The organism is Antarcticibacterium flavum (assembly GCF_006159205.1).
GTDB lineage: Bacteria > Bacteroidota > Bacteroidia > Flavobacteriales > Flavobacteriaceae > Gillisia > Gillisia flava.
This window is the reverse complement of the sequence record NZ_CP040812.1, coordinates 3,972,719-3,989,294: the sequence shown is the minus strand read 5'-3', so window position 1 is coordinate 3,989,294 and position 16,576 is coordinate 3,972,719. Positions and strand designations below refer to the sequence as shown.

Sequence of the window (16,576 nt, the reverse complement as noted above, 5' to 3'; positions counted from 1 at the left end):
ACACCGAAAAAATCTAAATAAAATGAGTGAAGCAGGAACGAGAGAAGCAATAGAGACGATCAACCCCGCAACGGGTAAGACGCTGGATCGCTACGATTACATGACGAACGAAGAGGTAAAGGCGGCCATTTCAAAATGCCAAAAAGCATTTGAGAAGTGGAGGGATGTCTCTCCCGAAGACCGGGCTGAAGTCATCAAAGGCATCGGAAAAGCATTAACAAAGGCCAAAACAGAGTTAGCGCAATTGATGACCGATGAGATGGGAAAGACTTTAGAGCAAAGTAAACAAGAGGTGGATTTATGCGTTGCCATTTGTGAATATACCGCTGAAATCGGACCGAAGGAGTTGAAAACCGAGGAACGGAATATGGTAAATGGACAAAAAGGCCGCGTTTCTTATGCTCCCATTGGGATAGTATATGGCATCCAACCCTGGAATTACCCGTGCTACCAAGTAGTGCGTTACTCGATAGCCAGCCTTATGGCAGGTAACGGGGTTTTATTAAAGCACGCCTCAAACGTGACCGGTTCTGGGAAACTGCTGGAGCGTATTTACAACGAGGCTGAAATACCGGATGGCTTGTTTACCACTTTAATGATTAATCACGATCAATCTGATGAGGTTATAAAAAATAAATTGGTACGGGGAGTAACGCTCACTGGGAGTCCTGACGCGGGAAGAAACATCGGACAGAAAGCCACCGCTGAGTTGAAAAAAACGGTCCTGGAATTAGGTGCCAATGATGCTTATTTGGTTTTTGAAGATGCGGATATTGACATAGCAGTAGAAGAATGTGTGAAAGGTCGTATTTACAACAATGGTGAAACATGTATTGCGGCGAAGCGCTTCATCGTTACCGAAAAAGTATACGAAGAGTTTCGGGAGAAATTCGTGAAAACTATGAGTGAAGTCAAAATGGGTGACCCTAATAAGGAAAGCACTCAATTGGGTCCCCTAGCTCGTAAAGATCTCCGCGATGATCTTCACGAACAAGTAGTGAAAAGCGTTGAGAAAGGAGCCAGGATTGCTTGCGGGGGGGAAATTCCGGATGGGGAGGGATTTTTCTATCCTGCCACCGTATTGGAAAATGTACAGCCAGGACAACCTGCATACGAAGATGAACTTTTTGGCCCTGTAGCTTCATTGATTAAGGCCAGGGATAACGAAGATGCCATGCGAATCGCTAACGACAGCCGATTTGGACTGGGTGGAGGAATCTTCTCCAAAGATGAAGACGCTGCCTTCGAAATTGCAGAGAAGCACTTTGATACCGGAATGGTGTTTATTAATTCCTTCGGCCTGGCCGATCCAGCCATTCCATTCGGTGGTGTGAAAAATTCGGGCTATGGCCGGGAACACGGTGGATTCGGATTGAAAGAATTCGTAAACATCAAAGGTATCATGAAAAGGTAAAATATTTCGGCTGGCAATTTATTGAGCGAAAACATTGGATGGTTAACCTTAATTCATAAGAAAAAAGTTCCGCATCCAGATTATATTCTGAATTATTGTGATCTCCGCTATTTCTTCAGGGTGTTCACAATACAGGTCATTTAAAATCTTATCATATTGTATGATATAAAATTATTTATTATTTTTATTATGAAAGAATGATCAAATTATAGTAGAGGTTACCTAAACGGTTACCTCATCGCGAAATCACTAGCTAAAAGTTTGAAAATTAATTGATTATGAAATGACAGTTCGTTCTGTCATCCCGACCAAGCACAAAAAGTGATGCGAGAGCATCACTTTTCTTGTTTTTTGGAACATAAGCAAAGGAATTAGATATTATCCAGCCGGTATGCACGATTGATGTGCTAAAGCGATTCATGCTAACTTCAGGAGAAATTAAAAACCCAACCTGTTGCGATATTCCCTGGGAGTCACGCCCAATAATTTTTTTACATAACGGGTGAAAAAGGACCTGCTGCTAAACTCCATTTCATCGGCAATTTCAGAAATAGTAAGATTTTTATTCTGCAAAAGTAATAGAATACGCTCCCGGGCGTACCGCTGTATCCAATGCGAAGCGGTGACACCCGAGGAATTTTTACAGATTTGGTTCAAATATTTAGAGGTGATATTGAGTTCATTGCTGTAAAACTGCACCTCCCGCTTTGTCATACAATGCTCCTGCGCCAACTGCATAAAGCGCTCATATAGGGTTCCGGTTTGTAAGCTGTGTTTTCTCCTCTCATACTCCCTGGCAAAAATATTCCACATTTCAAATATAAATACCTGCATTTGCAAGCTTAGGACAGCATCATAAAACCGATGACCAACCTCAAGAAACCTGTCATTTAGCCAATGAAAATTGGAAAGGATCTTTTGTCTGTCTTTCTTGTCGTGTATGGATTTTACGGGATACACCCTGGAATGCAGGAGCGCATTGATACTCCAGCCCTGGTCCGGAATGTTATTGTTCAAAAAGTCTCTTTCTACCAACACCACAGTTGCTTTGAAGCTTTTTGAAAATTGTATTTCTTCCAGCTTGCTGCCGGAGAACCAGAACAAAAATTCATCCTTTTTACACTGCATTTGCCGGTCATCAAAAAGAAAGTTTATAGATCCTTTGTGACAGTACAAATGTGTGTGATAAAATTCAACGAATCTATCTGGAAAATTTTCTTCAATATTGATATTCAGCAAAATAACTTCAGGTATTTTTTTAGCTGTCATTTCATTACCTTTCTGCTAAGATAAGTGTTTTATGACATTATTACCGAATAATGTGTAACATACGAGAAGTGGTTTTCAGCTTATTTTGTAGTTTAAACGTGATAGAAATGGATTCAACCCACAATAGTATTTTCGATAGATTGAGACAAGGGGAAACTATTGCTGCAAATGATCCTCATCGCGGGCAATTGGTAGAGGCATCCTATGCAACCATGAAACTGGTCCAGCAGATGAACCTTTCTGCCGATCCGGATGAAATAAAGGATTTTCTAGGCAAGATCACTAATTCTAAAATTGATGAATCCACGGCATTATTTCCTCCTTTATACATCAATTACGGTAAGAACACCAAAATAGGTAAAAACGTATTTATCAACTTCGGCTGTACTTTTTTGGATTTGGGAGGGATCATTATTGAAGACAATGTGCTGCTGGCGCCGGGTGTAAAATTGCTTTCAGAAGGGCATCCTGGAGATCCGCGCCAAAGAGAATCCTTAGTTCCGAAACCCATCCGGCTCAAAAAAAATTGCTGGATAAGTGCCAACGCCACAATCTTACCAGGTGTTACTGTAGGTGAAAATTCTATAGTTGCTGCCGGGGCGGTTGTGAATAAAGATGTACCTGATAATACTATCGTTGGTGGTATTCCCGCAAAAGTCATTAAAAAGATTGAGTAATGAATAGCGTAATGAAAGTAAAGATTTTTCTTTTATCGGGCCTTTTCTGTTTTCAGTTAAATGCCTGTATACAGGAAAACAACATTCAGCCTGATAATAATCAAAATGAAATGGAAAATTCGGAGATAATGGAAATACAAATTCTTATAGGACCATCTTCTTTTTCAGCTGAACTTAAAATCAATGCCACAGCACAGGCTTTTATTGACCGCTTGCCATTGACGCTTACTATGATTGACTTAAACAATAATGAAAAGTATTTTGATTTGACAGAAGGTTTACCTGCTAATGCATCTAATCCCGGCACGATACGAAATGGGGATTTGATGCTTTACGGTTCAAACACCTTGGTGCTTTTTTATAAATCATTTGCCACTTCATATAACTACACCAGAATTGGAAGGATTAATGACCCGGAAGGTTTGGCGCATGCGTTGGGTTCGGGCGAGGTTGCTGTAACTTTTAAAACAAAATAAACAATTATAAAAATGAAAAAATTAGCTATAATATCAGTTATAATATTAATGTTCATCGGACAATCCTGCAACACAAATACGGGAGCAGAACAAGAAAATGCGATGGCAGATAAAAATGAAGTTGATGCCATTTTTCCTAAAGGGGAAAAAGGATCATCAGATCTTTTCACCGGCAATGCCTGGGCAACTAGCCTGGTTGAAAATGACTCTACCTACAACACACTTATAGGTAACGTGTACTTTGAACCCGGCGCAAGGAGCAACTGGCACCGGCATCCTGCAGGACAAATTCTTATAATCACTGCCGGGGAGGGCTATCATCAAATAAGGGGCGAAGCACGCCAAACGATGAGAAAAGGAGATGTGATAGAGTGCCCTCCAAACGTGGTTCACTGGCACGGAGCGGCACCGGAAACCGGTTTACAGCAAATGTATATCATTCCCAATACAGAAAAGGGTATCGTAGAATGGTTGGAGCCTGTGACCAATGAGCAGTATAACAGTACGAGGTAGTTTCCTTACCATTACTTTTTTAGAAAGCCGTGGTATTAGGGACCATATCTATATTTATTCAAACTTCCTAAAAAATCAACAATGAAAAAGAATATTGAAAACCAACAGAAAGATACAAACGCAGGTTCGAACAGTAGAAGAGGATTTTTAAAGGCGGCCTCTTTACTTGGTTTAGGAACTATGGCGGGAGGACCAGTGATAAGTTACGCATCCGGTCAACTGGGAACTGAAAGGGAAAAAGGCATTGGTACTATTTTAACCAAAAAGCGGAGCTTAGGCTCAAAGAAGAATCCGCTTGAGGTATCTGCCATACAACTGGGCTGCATGGGAATGACCAATGGACGAGGTGTCCACCCAGACCATAAGAGTATGGTTAAACTGATAAGACAAGCTGCAGATCGTGGCTGTGATTTCTTCGATACTGCCGAAATTTATGGTCCCTATATAGATGAAGAACTGGTAGGTGAAGCTCTTGCTCCCATCCGAAACCAGGTTGCCATCTCCACCAAGTTTGGTTTTGATATTGAAGGTCCCGGTGTTATGAACAGTAGGCCTGAGCAAATTAGAAAAGTTGCGGAGCAATCACTAAAACGTCTCAAAACCGATCGTATTGATCTTTTTTTTCAGCATAGGGTTGATCCCGACGTGCCAATTGAGGATGTTGCCGGCACTATAAAAGATCTTATAAAAGAAGGAAAGGTTCTTCACTTTGGACTTTCTGAAGCAGGGGCTGAAACCATTAGAAGAGCACACGCAGTATGCCCTGTTACCGCCGTACAAAGTGAGTATTCATTGATGACCAGGCTGCCCGAAGATTTTATTTTTTCCACGCTGGAGGAATTAGAAATAGGCTTCGTGGCTTATAGTCCCCTTTGCCGCGGATTGCTGGGTGGAAATTTGACCCAGTACTCAGATTTAAATACGAATGACATTCGAGGTTCCTGGCCACGGTTCCAACCGGAAGCCATAAAATCCAATATCCGGCTTGTAGAGGCGCTGAATGAGTTCGGAAAGACAAGAGGTATGACTGCAGCTCAAATATCCATAGCGTGGATGCTTTCAAAATATCCTTTTATTGTCCCACTGCCTGGCACAACGAAGCTTTCACATTTAGAAGAAGACCTTAGAGCTGCTGATTTTACATTAACGGCTACCGAAATAAATGAGATTGAAAGTAACATTGAAAAAATTGGTGTTGTGGGTGATCGTTATGATGCCGTGCAACAGTCAAGAGTAGAATATTAGCATTATGTTTAGTCGCACAAAAAAACTGAAGATATAGTTATTTGAATACGAAGGAGGTATGGATATTATTAAAAGAAAAATTTTGAAAGACAAGTTCAAAATTCAGGTTACAAGGCTTGTGCTAACATTACTTTGCCTGGGAGCCGTATTGTCATGTACAAATAATGAGCAACCAAACGATGCACAGCAAGAGGTTTTAGCAGCTCATGAGAAACGCAGGACCGCCACACTAAATGGAGATGCAAATACGGTTGCTTCCATGATGACCGATGATCTCACCTTTAAGCATGCGAACGCAGTGGTTGAGAAGAAGGAGCAATTTATTGACGCCCTGGAATCTCAAAAGTTGCTATATAAAACACTTACCGATGAGGACCTGCAGGTACGTGTAAATGGCACTACAGGTGTTGTTTCAGGAACGGTTCATATTGTGGTAGATGCTTCCGGAACCGAATACGACCTGCGTGTTCTCTTTACGGAGCTATGGGTAAAAGAAAACGATACCTGGAAAATGATGCTGTGGCACGCCACAGAGATATTATAAATAAATTTTAAGGAATTCCGGTATCTATATAGACTAATGCGGAAACCCTCCATTATCAAGCTTAAAATTAATTAAGTAAAAGGAGGTACAACCATAGAATTAAAACAAGAAACCTAATAAGTTGGGTAATAACAGGCATTATTTTTAATTGTATGCTAGCCTTATCTACATTGTACGCACCCATACACCAATTGTAACGTGATGGCAAACAACTTTTTCCTAAACACTTGGATTTTGGTCTGGATTCTAGATTCCAGCAGCGATCTGGAATCTTTTACCGGACAGTAGTGATAGAGTTTATCTTTTTTAAATATGTAATCTGCGTTGGGATCTCATCCTTTTCAGGTTCTGAATTAAATTGTTCCAATAACTCGGGGTAGGCGGTTAACATTTCATGCAGGACAGCGGCATCTATCATTTTCACTTTATTGGTTTCTTTATCAAGGATATAAAGGTATCTCTTCATTGCCAGGGAAGCACCGGCAATTCCACCGCCTATGGCTCCAAATGCCATCCCTTGTTGCATTTTTTTTGTTTGCAGGGTCTTATCCATTGGAATTCCTGCTGTGAAAACATAATATTTTCCATCACTTAGAACTTTTGCGTACCATATTTGTAATTTGTAAGGCAATCCATTTATATATAGAGAATCCCCGGTGGAATAAGCAAGGATCTCCTTTTTTAAAACTTTATTCTTTACAGATTTATCTTCCGAAACCAGCCTGTAATCATTCCCGCCGTTCATTTTAATGTCAGTTTTTGTTCTTCTCTCCATTGAAACTTCAAAATTTTCACCTGGAGTCTTTGCCTTGAGCTCTTCCAGGGTCATATAACTTCCTTTGGGATAAGATTCCTGAGAAATACCGGGAAAACCGATCAAACAAGCGGCTATTATTAATAGTATATTTTTCATTTTAGTTGGTATTAAATTTATTAATGTTGGTAAAAGGGATATCATCAAACTTCAAAATAAAAAATTCTTGAGGTCATATCTCACGGCGTCAAACAATGCCCAGCCGGGGCTGTGGATAAATTATTAAGACTATATCAACTTCTTTATGCTGAAATCTGCCTGAAGCTGCGCCAGTTCGTCTTTATCGATAAGGTTCATAGATTGTAACCAGTGAATATTGGCATTGAACTGGTCTTCAGGTAGCTCAAAGTTGATGAGCGTTTCTTTCTTTTTTTTATTGGATTTCTCAATTAAGAAATTGGCAAAATTAAGTGCTTCAGTTTCGTCCGGTTTATTGCGAAAGAGCCTGATTACTTTGCTTCCATTGGCAATAATCAGGTCATCCTTATTCGGAATAAGTATTCCAATTATGACCATTCCACCCCAAACAATCGCATTGGCAATATACATTCCAGGTTCTTCAGGTTTATTTATAAAATAAAAGACCACAGATGCAATACTCATTATCGCCATAATGACCATCACAATCTTTCCTGCTATTAAATTGTCGGCTTCATATTGAATATCTGTACCTACCTCCAACAGGTGGATCCTGTACTTTAATTTCTCCTTTGAAGATCTATAATCGACTTCTACAAAATCTGATCCCGGATCCAGCTTGTAGGCCCTGGTTTCAAACATCTTACGTTGCTTAATACTGTTCATAGTGGTTTATGAATATGTGGTGAATTTATGTAAAAAGTTGATTGGTAGGCCAGGAATTTTTAGAATTTTTTAAGAAAAAATTACTGGAAGTCTTATGACATTTTTCTATGAATTTTTCTTTGTAATTCGTGAGGATTTCAATTAATATCGTGATGGGTGATAACGTCCTAAAACATTGGGATATTTCTAGTTCTTTCTTTCAACATTTTAACAGGCGCGAGGTCCTGGAGACCTCACGCACCGACAAACTTCGTGCAGTTGGGAGATCTCAGGCAGCGACAGACTTCACGCAGCTGGGTTTTGTTTCACCAGTTGATAAGCGTACAGAATGCCGACTAAAAAAAGTATCCCACTTATCCAATATTCCTCCCTGGAATAATAGTTTATTCCGCCAACAGTCCCAAAGAAAATCCATAGCAGGTTCTTCAGCTTTTCACTTTTCAAAAAATTTTTCATGTACTTAGAATTGATTTTTTTACTCCTGAATCCTCTCGCGCTGCGCTAAGTCTTATGACTTTGAGCTACCCAAAGCGTCTTTATCTCCTTCATATCCCAAAGTCGCCGGACGCTTCAACGAATCCCTTCATACCTACATCGCGCAATCTGTACCAAGCCAATTCTCACATGGATTCAGGAAATCGTAGATTTGACGCATTCAAACTTTAAGTCGCTCATTCTTTCTTTCACTCCCCCTTGTGTTGGGATTTGGAAACTTTAGTGTCCGATTAATATAATCTGAATTTCCTTTTAGCCTAGCTATGTTTATCCAAAGGTCATATCATCCTCAATATGGGGGTGGTTTTAAATCTAAAATAGTTTAGGATAATCCCCGGTTTTTAGAATTGGGTAAAACGCTGTTTTTCAATTGACGTAGATTTTAGTCTAGCTTCTATATTCTAGCAGCGGAAGCGGTCTAGACTCTTTTACCGGACAACATTGATTTGCGATTTAGAAATTAAAATTTAAATCCTGCAACCGTCCAATCGATACGCCAATCCTATCCCGCACCCGGTATTTCCGGGATAAGTAATACAGGAACAGACGGGTCAAATTCGATATCCTTTTCCATACTTTGATTGAATAAACGGGAAAAGAAACCTTGTTTTCTTCGGTATAAACTCAACATACTGCTGTCCCGGCTTTGGATGAAAAGCCTGATTCCTGTAGAAATAGTGGTTTGAGTAAGGGTATGGAAAGTAAAATTTACTCCCTGGAATAAATCCCTAAGATTTTCTTTATTAGATAATTGCTTTTGGTTTAATGTCCCATTGGATTCCTGGATTTCCAATACCCGTATAGTGGAATTTGTAAGTCTTGCTAAAGCTATAAATGTTTTTAACTCAGAGCTTCTATAGCTATTATTGAAAGGGGTAGGAAAAACCATTTCATTAAATTCCTTTGGGTTAAACTTACTGGTTTCAGGAATCACAAGTGTGGTGCAGCTCTCAAGGTTTTGTAGTATTTCTGAAACCCAATTATGATACGCATAATTAATACCGGCAAAATCACCTTTTGAACCTAAGATGATTAAGTCTATTTTGAAGGAACCAACAATTTCCCTGACTGCATCGGGAACTTTTTTCGAGGAAGAAATGGTTTCGAATTCATGCGGGAGGTTTTCCTTTCTAAAACCTATTCCCTGCATAATTCGCTGCAAACCTATTTCAGATTTTATTTTTTGCTCTTTTTTATCCTGCTTTAGCAGTTCTTTTTTATAGCAATGCAGAATAAAAAATTTTGCTTTGGTTGTTTTATAGATCTCCATCCCGTAGATCAGGGCATTCCAGGATGCCTTTGAAAAATCTGTAATAAGCAATATTTGGTTTTCCATAGGTAAAAACCCGAAGTAAGGATTATATATTTTTCTTTGAAGATATAAAATTAAAATTCAGGTTTTGAAAATTTTAGGTATAAGAGCTGAAATTCTTTTTCCGGCAGCACATATTGATGGGATATTACAAGAGGAGCTCTTGCCCAGATATTATAAAAAATGTTCTGAATCTAATTTCCCGTATGATACCGCTTCGACATGCAGAAAAAAAAGCACCTCCATTTACTGAAAGTGCTTTTCAATTCTAAACCATTGGTGTCCTATGAAAAAGTCTGGACCGTTTCCGCTGCTAGAATAGGACCTGGACTAAATCTACATCTATAGAAATCAACACTTTATATAATTCTAAAAAGTCTGGTTTTTCCTTAACTATTTTGGATATAAATTTACCCTGAATTAATCAATCAATTCTGCAGGTTCCTTTTTATTCTCCACAGTTTCCTGCCCGGCAATCTCTTCCTCATCGCCTGAAAAATAGGGAAATACATCCAGGATTGGTGATTCAGTTATAGAAGGTATGGTATAATCGCCCCTAGTGTTTTGCATGGCCTGGGTAGTATTCTCGAAAGCCTCCTTTACGTCATTGGCCTGCACCAGTAAATAGGTATTGGATTTTTTCTCCTTCCCGCTTTCTTCATCCAGCGCTATCAAGGAAACCTTGGATTTAAACCAACGATCTGAATTTTCAAAGGGATGCACTTCAGAGAAATTGGCAACCTTTATATTCATTATTTTGAATTCCTCGCTGGTGTACGCTGCCATTTCCTCATTGATCCTGGCCTCTGCCTCTGTAAAAGATACCGCATCAAGCAAATAAGTGTCGGTGGTTACTTTTTGCTCTCCTGTCTCGTGTGTTTTTCTGTATTTCACCTTACATTCATACCAAGTTACACTCATAATATTTTATTTAGGGAGCCAAAAATATCATTAAAAAAAGGCCTGAGGAAAGATGTTTAGGGAAGGTTATTCACAATTTGATTTTACCCCGGCTTGCGCAATTTTCTTTCTCTACGGTAATCTCTCTTACAGAACAGGTTAGCAAAAATCCCCATCAGTTTCTTTCTGAATTTTAAAAAGTCAATTCCCTTACCTGGGTTTTCTTCTGAAGGTTTAACACTTATCAAATACAAATGGCTTCACCCTTGACGCCCATCATATTTTAAAATACTCTCCCTGTTTATTTTTACTGCTGAAAGGCTTTGTTGCATATACGATAATCCTCTCCCCTATTGATTATACAGCAAAATATGGACGTATGTGAAAAATATAGGCTTAGTTATGGATGATCAACCTCACCTACTTTTTTCTATTAAAAATTTCCTCCTGGGAGCTCTGCTGCTCCTGGTGTATTTCAATGGAATGGCACAAGACCCTTTTAAATTCATGCTAAATGAAGAAAAGGATCAATACATCCAAATAAGCGGCAGCGCCCAGGTTTGGCTGCGCTATACCGATATGAACCCGGGGTCGCTGGTCAACGGTGAAGAACGTAGCAGCCTGGCAGACCTTTCCCTAAGGCGGTTCCGGCTTAATTTTGCTGGAAAATTTTCTCAAGATCTCCGCATCAATTTACTTCTGGGCAATAACAATATCAACCATTATTCTTATAGGGAATTTGAAGTTAAAGTTCTTGAAGCATTTATAGATTACCGGTTTAGTGAACATTTCGCTGCCGGAATTGGAAAACAGGGATGGACAGGCTTATCCAGGTATGCCGCTCCTTCTTTTAGTGAAAGCCTGGCTCACGATATAAGTTTCCACCAAATCCCATTGGTAGTAGCATATGATGATATTTTAAGAAGATGGGGTATCTATGCCCGCGGGAAGATCGATAGAATTGACTACAGGTTCTCACTGTCCCGCCCTTCTTACCCGGGATCCCGGAATAAAATCCCTCTTGAGGGGCAGGCAACCTTCGCAAATGTAAGGCCCAACTATCAGCTGTCCGGTTATTTCAAATATCAATTCTTTGAGCATGAATCACAGCTTTCTGCCTGGTCCCCCGGCACCTATTTAGGAAGGAAAAAGGTGCTCAATATTGGTGCAGGCTTCCTGCACCAACCCAATACCACCTGGCAATTATTAGGCGATGAAATTCAGTACAACCCTTTTACTTCCCTGGCGGTAGATCTCTTCTATGAGCAGCCTTTACCCCAAAACAGTGCGGTTACTTTATACGCCTCCTATCATCATCATGATCTCGGACAAAATTTTATTCGTAGCTTCGGGATCAACAATCCGGCCGCTGCAGGACTTCCCAATGATTTTATTAACGGGCCGGGAACTAGTACCCCAATAGTGGGAACAGGAGATATTCTATTTTTACAGGCGGGTTACCTTTTGCCGGTCAATACCCAAAACACCAAACAACTGCAGCCTTTCGCATCCTTTACATATGGAGTACTGGAAATCCTTGATGTACCTGCCATAAATTACAATGCAGGCATACATCTTTATTTAGCCGGCCAAAATTCGAAAATTTCTTTCGCCTATGAGAACAGGCCACTTTTTAAACAGGCAGCTTTTGAAAACTTTGTTGATGATAGAAAAGGTATGTTCCTGCTGCAATACCAGGCCAGGTTTTAAATGCAATTGCAGCCGCTCATAATTGTACACTCATTCCGAAGCCTTTTAAAAACCCGGACTGCTGCGTCTTCTGAAGTCCGGAAAATGGAATAAAAGCGTAGACTATGGATAAGAATTTCTGTTCTCTGTTCTCTGTTTTTTGTGCAGGCACCAAACTCTTTTCTCTTACCTCTTGATTTTTGGCTCTTATCTCTTGGCTCTTGGCTCTTGACTCTTTCAAAAAATCAAACCTTCAGCTTTCCCCGAAACCCACGTGCTGCATAATAAGACTGTGCTCCATTATGATAGGTGAAAACATGGCCATACCGGCGATCGCAAAAAAGTGCTCCCCCCAGGCTTCTTATAGCTGCAGGGGTGTGCACCCAACTCGAGGTTTTGGTGTCAAATTCTCCCAACTGTTGCAGGTAGCGATAGTCTTCTTCGGTCAATAGTTCGAAACCCATCGCTGCAGCCAGATCTACTACATTGTCTTTTGGCTTATACTCCTTCCTGGTTTCCTGTGCCTCACGGTCATAGCACAAACTTCTTCGTCCCTTCGGACTTTCTCCCGTGCAATCAAAGAAAATATATTTTCCTGTCTCCCTGTCCTGCGCCACCACATCTGGCTCTCCCCCGGTCATTTCCATTTGGTGAAGCGCCTTAAATTCTTTTGCTGAAGAAATATCCTTCAGCCTATTCTCTACTGCTGCCCATACCATATCTTTATGGCGTTGCATGTTCTTTTCAAACCTTGCCTTTAAAACTTTAAGAAGATCCTCCTGCTGCTCTTTTGTAAATTCCTCTTTATTTTTCATCTTCTTCAGTAGTTTCATTTAATAGAAAAACAAATTAATCAGTCTTTTTGCCTGCTTACCATCTCATTGATCCATATCGGGGCGAAGGGGGAAGTACATCCTTTAGATACCGGATAATCTTTATAGATCCCGAGTTTTTCCCCAATAGCTATAGCTCTTTCCCTATGATTAACCGATTTGATCCCTATTTGAGCCAAAGCCGTGTTCATGGTCCATTGAACCTGCGGGGCAGCATGGGGCATTTCTGCTTCGATCCTATCCAGTAGCCGGTCCAAATCCAGCTTTTCATTATCCCGTGCTACCTTACCGGCTGTAAGGCTCCAACCAGACCTTGCTGCCCAGACATTTTCAGAATTCATCCATTGCTCTCTCAAGGAATCTTTTTCAGGGTGATCCTTCAGCACATACATATTAAACCAGTCGGCTAGTTGGGGCACGTCGAAGGTTTTCACCATTTCATCAAGTTGTGTGGTTGAGAGAACTTCGGGCTTCATGACGATGATGGCAAGCAAACGGGCTTCAAGATTCTTTGTTTTCCAAAGTTCCAGCGCAAGTTCATGGTCTTGTTTTATGCGCTTTGCAAGTTTGCGAATATCACCAAGCTTTACACCATATTGCTCCTTCCCGGCACCATTCCTTTCGTTGCGGGCATAGACTTTTTCATCTCCCATGGCTTCAAGCTCTCCTAGCACTTCTTTTGCTGTCATAATCGTGATCTCTATAAAATTATTTACGCTCTTGAACTACAAATAAGGTAAAAGTAATTGGTCGATAAATGGCAACCTCTATTGAAAAGTTACCGTACTCCTCTAACCTCCATCTCCAGGATGAAAACTGAGTTCATCGCTGTAATGAATAAAGTTTTAAGGTCTTCTCCCCCAAAGGTGACATTGGCGGTCCAGTCGCGGTCTATTTTTATGCGTTCGATTTTTTTCCCCTCAGGGTTAAAAACAGTCACCCCATCCCCTGTTAAATAGATATTTCCCTTCTCATCTATTGTCATTCCATCTGAGCCCAGGTTAGTGAAAAGTTCCTTATTTGTAAGGCTGCCATCTTCGGCAACAGAGTATGACCAGGTCTTCCCGGCACCAATATCGGCAACATATAATTTCTTTCCATCGGGTGTTCCAATGATCCCGTTAGGTTTTTCAAGATCACTAGCCACAATTTTTAATTCTGTCGCTCCTGGAGCAAGGTAATAGACACGTTCCTCTGCGATCTCCTTTTCGGTACGCTCCCAGTAAGGCCTTTGATAATAAGGATCTGTAATATAGATTCCGCCTTTAGGATCAATCCAAAGATCGTTGGGACCATTAAGCCTTTTTCCCTTATAATCGGATACCAGCACCTCTACCTCCTTATTCCCGTTGATCTTCCATAATTCTGAATCCTCATCGGCGCAGGCAACCAGGTTTCCTTCAGCATCAAAATAAAGTCCGTTAGCCCTACCGGCTTTTTCCATAAAAACAGCAACCGAGTTATCCTTTGCGGTCCATTTCAAGATCCTGTTATTTGGCTGATCTGTAAAATAAACATCTCCATTCTTATCTGCAGCCGGGCCTTCAGTGAATTCAAAATCATCGCTTACCACAGTGAGCTCTGCTCCTTCAGCAATAATCCTTTGATCCTGTGCCCGGCTACAAAAACTTAGAAATAGACCTGTGCAAATTGCTAAGATGAAGGTATGGGAATAATTCATGGCTGAAAATGTTAATGTTTTAATTCTATAAATTTACTGAAAACCATCTGTTTTATAGAATTTAAAATAAGTGAGGAAGAAATTTCCGCGGCTGGAATCCAGAACATACACTAAAATTTGAGCGTGTGGAAAACAGTATTTGTTTTTCTCAGCATAACCCTCAATTTGGATATAAAACCAGATTAAAATATTCGTGCATTCGTGGCTTTTCATGACCGAATTCCAAAATTCTCCTAATCCAGGTAATTAAGCGGTAAACAGAAAACAAAAAACAGAAAAACAGAAAACAGAAAACAGAAAACAGAAAACAGAATATTCGTGTATTCGTGTATTCGTGTATTCGTGGCTAATCCAAAAAATTCCAAAAGCCAAGCACCAAATTCCAATTACCAAAATTTACACCGGACTCCTTCAAACATAGAACAGAAAACAGAAAACGGTAAACAAAAAACAGAAAACGGAAAACAGAAAACAGAGAACAGAAAACCGACTAAAACGTATACCTAAAGCCCAACATATACGCATCTTCCCCGCTGGAAAAAGTAAGCTCCATCTTCCTGTCTTCACGGGGAGTAGTAAAAATATAAGTGCTTCCTATTCCTACAATTGCTCCTCCAAGGATATCCCAGCCGTCATGCCGGGCTGCATTGTACCGGCTATAGGCAGTAAAACCTGCAAGTACGTAAGCGGGAATACTATATTTAAAGCCATATCTCCTGTGGAAAAAGGATGCACTCTGGAAAGCCACAGAGGTATGACCTGAGGGAAAAGCATAATCACCCCCCTCAAGCGGCCGCTGTTTATTAATGAGAACTTTCCCAGCCCCGGTCACGGCCAAATTGAGCAGGAAACTCTTTGTGAACTGCCAGGCACCCTGCTTGTCTTTAAGCAGCAAGGTGGTGGTCCCTGCTGCAACTGGAAGTAATATAACTGCCGCGTCTCCTGAATTCTCAATAAAAGAATCTTCCTTATTAAAGAACTGGCTATGTGAATCCTCTGGGGCCAGCAAAAAAAGCCACAGGAAAACAAGAAAAAAGAGGTTTTTAAAATACTGCGACTTAACTTTTGTTGTATTTATTTCTGAATATTGATGGTCCAAAATTTTTATATTTTATAATTCTACCTGTAAAATGAGAGATTTCTAAAATTAACTTCAGCTTGCTGAAAAAGAAAATTATGCTTTCTAAACTTTTCTTAAACCTCCTGCAAGAAGGTTAAATACTCCTAAAAAGAGGCCGGCTATAGAATTAGAAACTACCATACCCGGCCATCCGAATCCGGAACCGACTCTTCGTCTTGCCTCTAGCCTCCAGACTCTAGATTCATTTTTCTTTTCTCTCTTCTCTTGTTTCTTGCTTCTTGTTTCTTGTTTCTTGCTTCTTGTTTCTGGTTTCTTGTTTCTTGTTTCTTGTTTCTTGTTTCTTGTTTCTTATATCTTATTTATTTTGATAACTTTGATGGCAGAATGAAATTTTTGATTTCCATATCGCTTTCAGCAATTTTACTACTCCAGGGTTTTAATTTTGGTCTTCCAGATCTAATCAGGATCGGCGATCTTTTGGAACATGCCAAATTTCACGCTGAAACACATGGGGATAATTTTGCAGTGTTTCTTTCAAAACATTACGGGGAATTAAAAGCTCAACACAGCCGCGAACACCAGGAAGAGGAAAAGGAACATGAAAAACTGCCTTTTAACCACCAGGCAAGCGCACCAAGTTTTGCAGGTTTTGTTATTAGCAACTCGAATTTTGAGACGCCAGAGTTCGCAATAATTTTAGTTACCTCCCCAAATTTCTTCTACACAAATTCTTACTCCTCCCCGGGAGAATCGGGTATTTTCCAACCACCACGTACAGCATAGATATTTCAGCCTAATTGACTATTACGGGAACTTCTCCACGTGAACC

17 protein-coding genes are annotated in these 16,576 nt (G+C 40.3%); 8 read left to right on the top strand and 9 right to left on the bottom strand.

Going from position 1 to position 16,576, the window contains the following annotated elements:
• Nucleotides 1-22: 22 nt before the first annotated feature.
• Nucleotides 23-1,414 (top strand): NAD-dependent succinate-semialdehyde dehydrogenase, encoded by a 1,392-nt coding sequence (locus FHG64_RS17535; protein WP_139067606.1) that lies wholly within the window; start codon nt 23-25, stop codon nt 1,412-1,414.
• Nucleotides 1,415-1,852: 438 nt separating this feature from the next.
• Here FHG64_RS17535 and FHG64_RS17530 read toward each other — a convergent pair whose 3' ends face one another.
• Nucleotides 1,853-2,683, bottom strand: coding sequence for a helix-turn-helix domain-containing protein (locus FHG64_RS17530; protein WP_139067605.1), 831 nt, complete (start codon nt 2,681-2,683; stop codon nt 1,853-1,855).
• Nucleotides 2,684-2,790: 107 nt separating this feature from the next.
• Between FHG64_RS17530 and FHG64_RS17525 the strand changes: the two genes are divergently transcribed.
• The 5 genes from FHG64_RS17525 (at nt 2,791) to FHG64_RS17505 (ending at nt 6,138) form a co-directional block, all read left to right on the top strand.
• Nucleotides 2,791-3,360, top strand: coding sequence for a sugar O-acetyltransferase (locus tag FHG64_RS17525; RefSeq protein WP_139067604.1), 570 nt, complete (start codon nt 2,791-2,793; stop codon nt 3,358-3,360).
• Nucleotides 3,361-3,371: 11 nt separating this feature from the next.
• Nucleotides 3,372-3,836, top strand: coding sequence for a cyclophilin-like fold protein (locus FHG64_RS17520; protein ID WP_139067603.1), 465 nt, complete (start codon nt 3,372-3,374; stop codon nt 3,834-3,836).
• A gap of 12 nt (nt 3,837-3,848) precedes the next feature.
• Nucleotides 3,849-4,349, top strand: coding sequence for a cupin domain-containing protein (locus FHG64_RS17515; protein WP_139067602.1), 501 nt, complete (start codon nt 3,849-3,851; stop codon nt 4,347-4,349).
• Nucleotides 4,350-4,430: 81 nt separating this feature from the next.
• On the top strand, nt 4,431-5,594 hold the full coding sequence (locus tag FHG64_RS17510) for an aldo/keto reductase (RefSeq protein ID WP_246054174.1): 1,164 nt from the start codon (nt 4,431-4,433) through the stop codon (nt 5,592-5,594).
• 82 nt (nt 5,595-5,676) lie between these two features.
• Complete coding sequence (locus FHG64_RS17505; protein ID WP_168191381.1) at nt 5,677-6,138, top strand: nuclear transport factor 2 family protein; 462 nt, start codon at nt 5,677-5,679, stop codon at nt 6,136-6,138.
• A 274-nt stretch (nt 6,139-6,412) separates the two neighbouring features.
• On the opposite strand, the gene FHG64_RS17500 is transcribed toward FHG64_RS17505, so the two are convergent.
• The 4 genes from FHG64_RS17500 to FHG64_RS17485 all read right to left on the bottom strand — a co-directional run bounded on the left by FHG64_RS17500 (nt 6,413) and on the right by FHG64_RS17485 (nt 10,484).
• Nucleotides 6,413-7,051 (bottom strand): DUF6563 family protein, encoded by a 639-nt coding sequence (locus FHG64_RS17500; RefSeq protein WP_139067600.1) that lies wholly within the window; start codon nt 7,049-7,051, stop codon nt 6,413-6,415.
• Between the two features lie 129 nt (nt 7,052-7,180).
• Complete coding sequence (locus FHG64_RS17495; protein ID WP_139067599.1) at nt 7,181-7,756, bottom strand: hypothetical protein; 576 nt, start codon at nt 7,754-7,756, stop codon at nt 7,181-7,183.
• A gap of 997 nt (nt 7,757-8,753) precedes the next feature.
• On the bottom strand, nt 8,754-9,587 hold the full coding sequence (locus FHG64_RS17490; RefSeq protein WP_139067598.1) for a universal stress protein: 834 nt from the start codon (nt 9,585-9,587) through the stop codon (nt 8,754-8,756).
• 396 nt (nt 9,588-9,983) lie between these two features.
• Nucleotides 9,984-10,484 (bottom strand): DUF4494 domain-containing protein, encoded by a 501-nt coding sequence (locus FHG64_RS17485; protein ID WP_139067597.1) that lies wholly within the window; start codon nt 10,482-10,484, stop codon nt 9,984-9,986.
• A gap of 360 nt (nt 10,485-10,844) precedes the next feature.
• Between FHG64_RS17485 and FHG64_RS17480 the strand changes: the two genes are divergently transcribed.
• Entirely contained in the window at nt 10,845-12,173 is a 1,329-nt protein-coding gene (locus FHG64_RS17480; RefSeq protein ID WP_139067596.1) for a hypothetical protein, read from the top strand.
• 224 nt (nt 12,174-12,397) lie between these two features.
• Here the strand turns inward: FHG64_RS17480 and FHG64_RS17475 are convergent, their stop codons facing one another.
• The 4 genes from FHG64_RS17475 to FHG64_RS17460 all read right to left on the bottom strand — a co-directional run bounded on the left by FHG64_RS17475 (nt 12,398) and on the right by FHG64_RS17460 (nt 15,765).
• Nucleotides 12,398-12,967, bottom strand: coding sequence for a DUF4256 domain-containing protein (locus FHG64_RS17475; protein WP_218937525.1), 570 nt, complete (start codon nt 12,965-12,967; stop codon nt 12,398-12,400).
• A 38-nt stretch (nt 12,968-13,005) separates the two neighbouring features.
• Nucleotides 13,006-13,674, bottom strand: a complete 669-nt coding sequence (locus FHG64_RS17470) for a DNA alkylation repair protein (protein ID WP_139067594.1) — start codon at nt 13,672-13,674, stop codon at nt 13,006-13,008.
• A gap of 89 nt (nt 13,675-13,763) precedes the next feature.
• Nucleotides 13,764-14,666: an SMP-30/gluconolactonase/LRE family protein gene (locus tag FHG64_RS17465; RefSeq protein ID WP_139067593.1), complete on the bottom strand. Its 903-nt coding sequence runs from the start codon at nt 14,664-14,666 to the stop codon at nt 13,764-13,766.
• 490 nt (nt 14,667-15,156) lie between these two features.
• Nucleotides 15,157-15,765: a phosphatase PAP2 family protein gene (locus FHG64_RS17460; RefSeq protein ID WP_246054172.1), complete on the bottom strand. Its 609-nt coding sequence runs from the start codon at nt 15,763-15,765 to the stop codon at nt 15,157-15,159.
• A gap of 366 nt (nt 15,766-16,131) precedes the next feature.
• Here FHG64_RS17460 and FHG64_RS17455 point away from each other — a divergent pair, with 366 nt between their 5' ends.
• Entirely contained in the window at nt 16,132-16,530 is a 399-nt protein-coding gene (locus tag FHG64_RS17455; protein ID WP_139067592.1) for a hypothetical protein, read from the top strand.
• The last annotated feature ends 46 nt before the right edge of the window (nt 16,531-16,576 follow it).

What these genes read in the sequence shown, in the direction of transcription:
- FHG64_RS17475 (WP_218937525.1), bottom strand. Translation starts at nt 12,967, where the DNA reads ATGAAAAATAAAGAGGAATTTACAAAAGAGCAGCAGGAGGATCTTCTT.
- FHG64_RS17525 (WP_139067604.1), top strand. Translation starts at nt 2,791, where the DNA reads ATGGATTCAACCCACAATAGTATTTTCGATAGATTGAGACAAGGGGAA.
- FHG64_RS17465 (WP_139067593.1), bottom strand. Translation starts at nt 14,666, where the DNA reads ATGAATTATTCCCATACCTTCATCTTAGCAATTTGCACAGGTCTATTT.
- FHG64_RS17530 (WP_139067605.1), bottom strand. Translation starts at nt 2,683, where the DNA reads ATGACAGCTAAAAAAATACCTGAAGTTATTTTGCTGAATATCAATATT.
- FHG64_RS17510 (WP_246054174.1), top strand. Translation starts at nt 4,431, where the DNA reads ATGAAAAAGAATATTGAAAACCAACAGAAAGATACAAACGCAGGTTCG.
- FHG64_RS17490 (WP_139067598.1), bottom strand. Translation starts at nt 9,587, where the DNA reads ATGGAAAACCAAATATTGCTTATTACAGATTTTTCAAAGGCATCCTGG.
- FHG64_RS17500 (WP_139067600.1), bottom strand. Translation starts at nt 7,051, where the DNA reads ATGAAAAATATACTATTAATAATAGCCGCTTGTTTGATCGGTTTTCCC.
- FHG64_RS17470 (WP_139067594.1), bottom strand. Translation starts at nt 13,674, where the DNA reads ATGACAGCAAAAGAAGTGCTAGGAGAGCTTGAAGCCATGGGAGATGAA.
- FHG64_RS17455 (WP_139067592.1), top strand. Translation starts at nt 16,132, where the DNA reads ATGAAATTTTTGATTTCCATATCGCTTTCAGCAATTTTACTACTCCAG.
- FHG64_RS17520 (WP_139067603.1), top strand. Translation starts at nt 3,372, where the DNA reads ATGAAAGTAAAGATTTTTCTTTTATCGGGCCTTTTCTGTTTTCAGTTA.
- FHG64_RS17535 (WP_139067606.1), top strand. Translation starts at nt 23, where the DNA reads ATGAGTGAAGCAGGAACGAGAGAAGCAATAGAGACGATCAACCCCGCA.
- FHG64_RS17515 (WP_139067602.1), top strand. Translation starts at nt 3,849, where the DNA reads ATGAAAAAATTAGCTATAATATCAGTTATAATATTAATGTTCATCGGA.
- FHG64_RS17495 (WP_139067599.1), bottom strand. Translation starts at nt 7,756, where the DNA reads ATGAACAGTATTAAGCAACGTAAGATGTTTGAAACCAGGGCCTACAAG.
- FHG64_RS17485 (WP_139067597.1), bottom strand. Translation starts at nt 10,484, where the DNA reads ATGAGTGTAACTTGGTATGAATGTAAGGTGAAATACAGAAAAACACAC.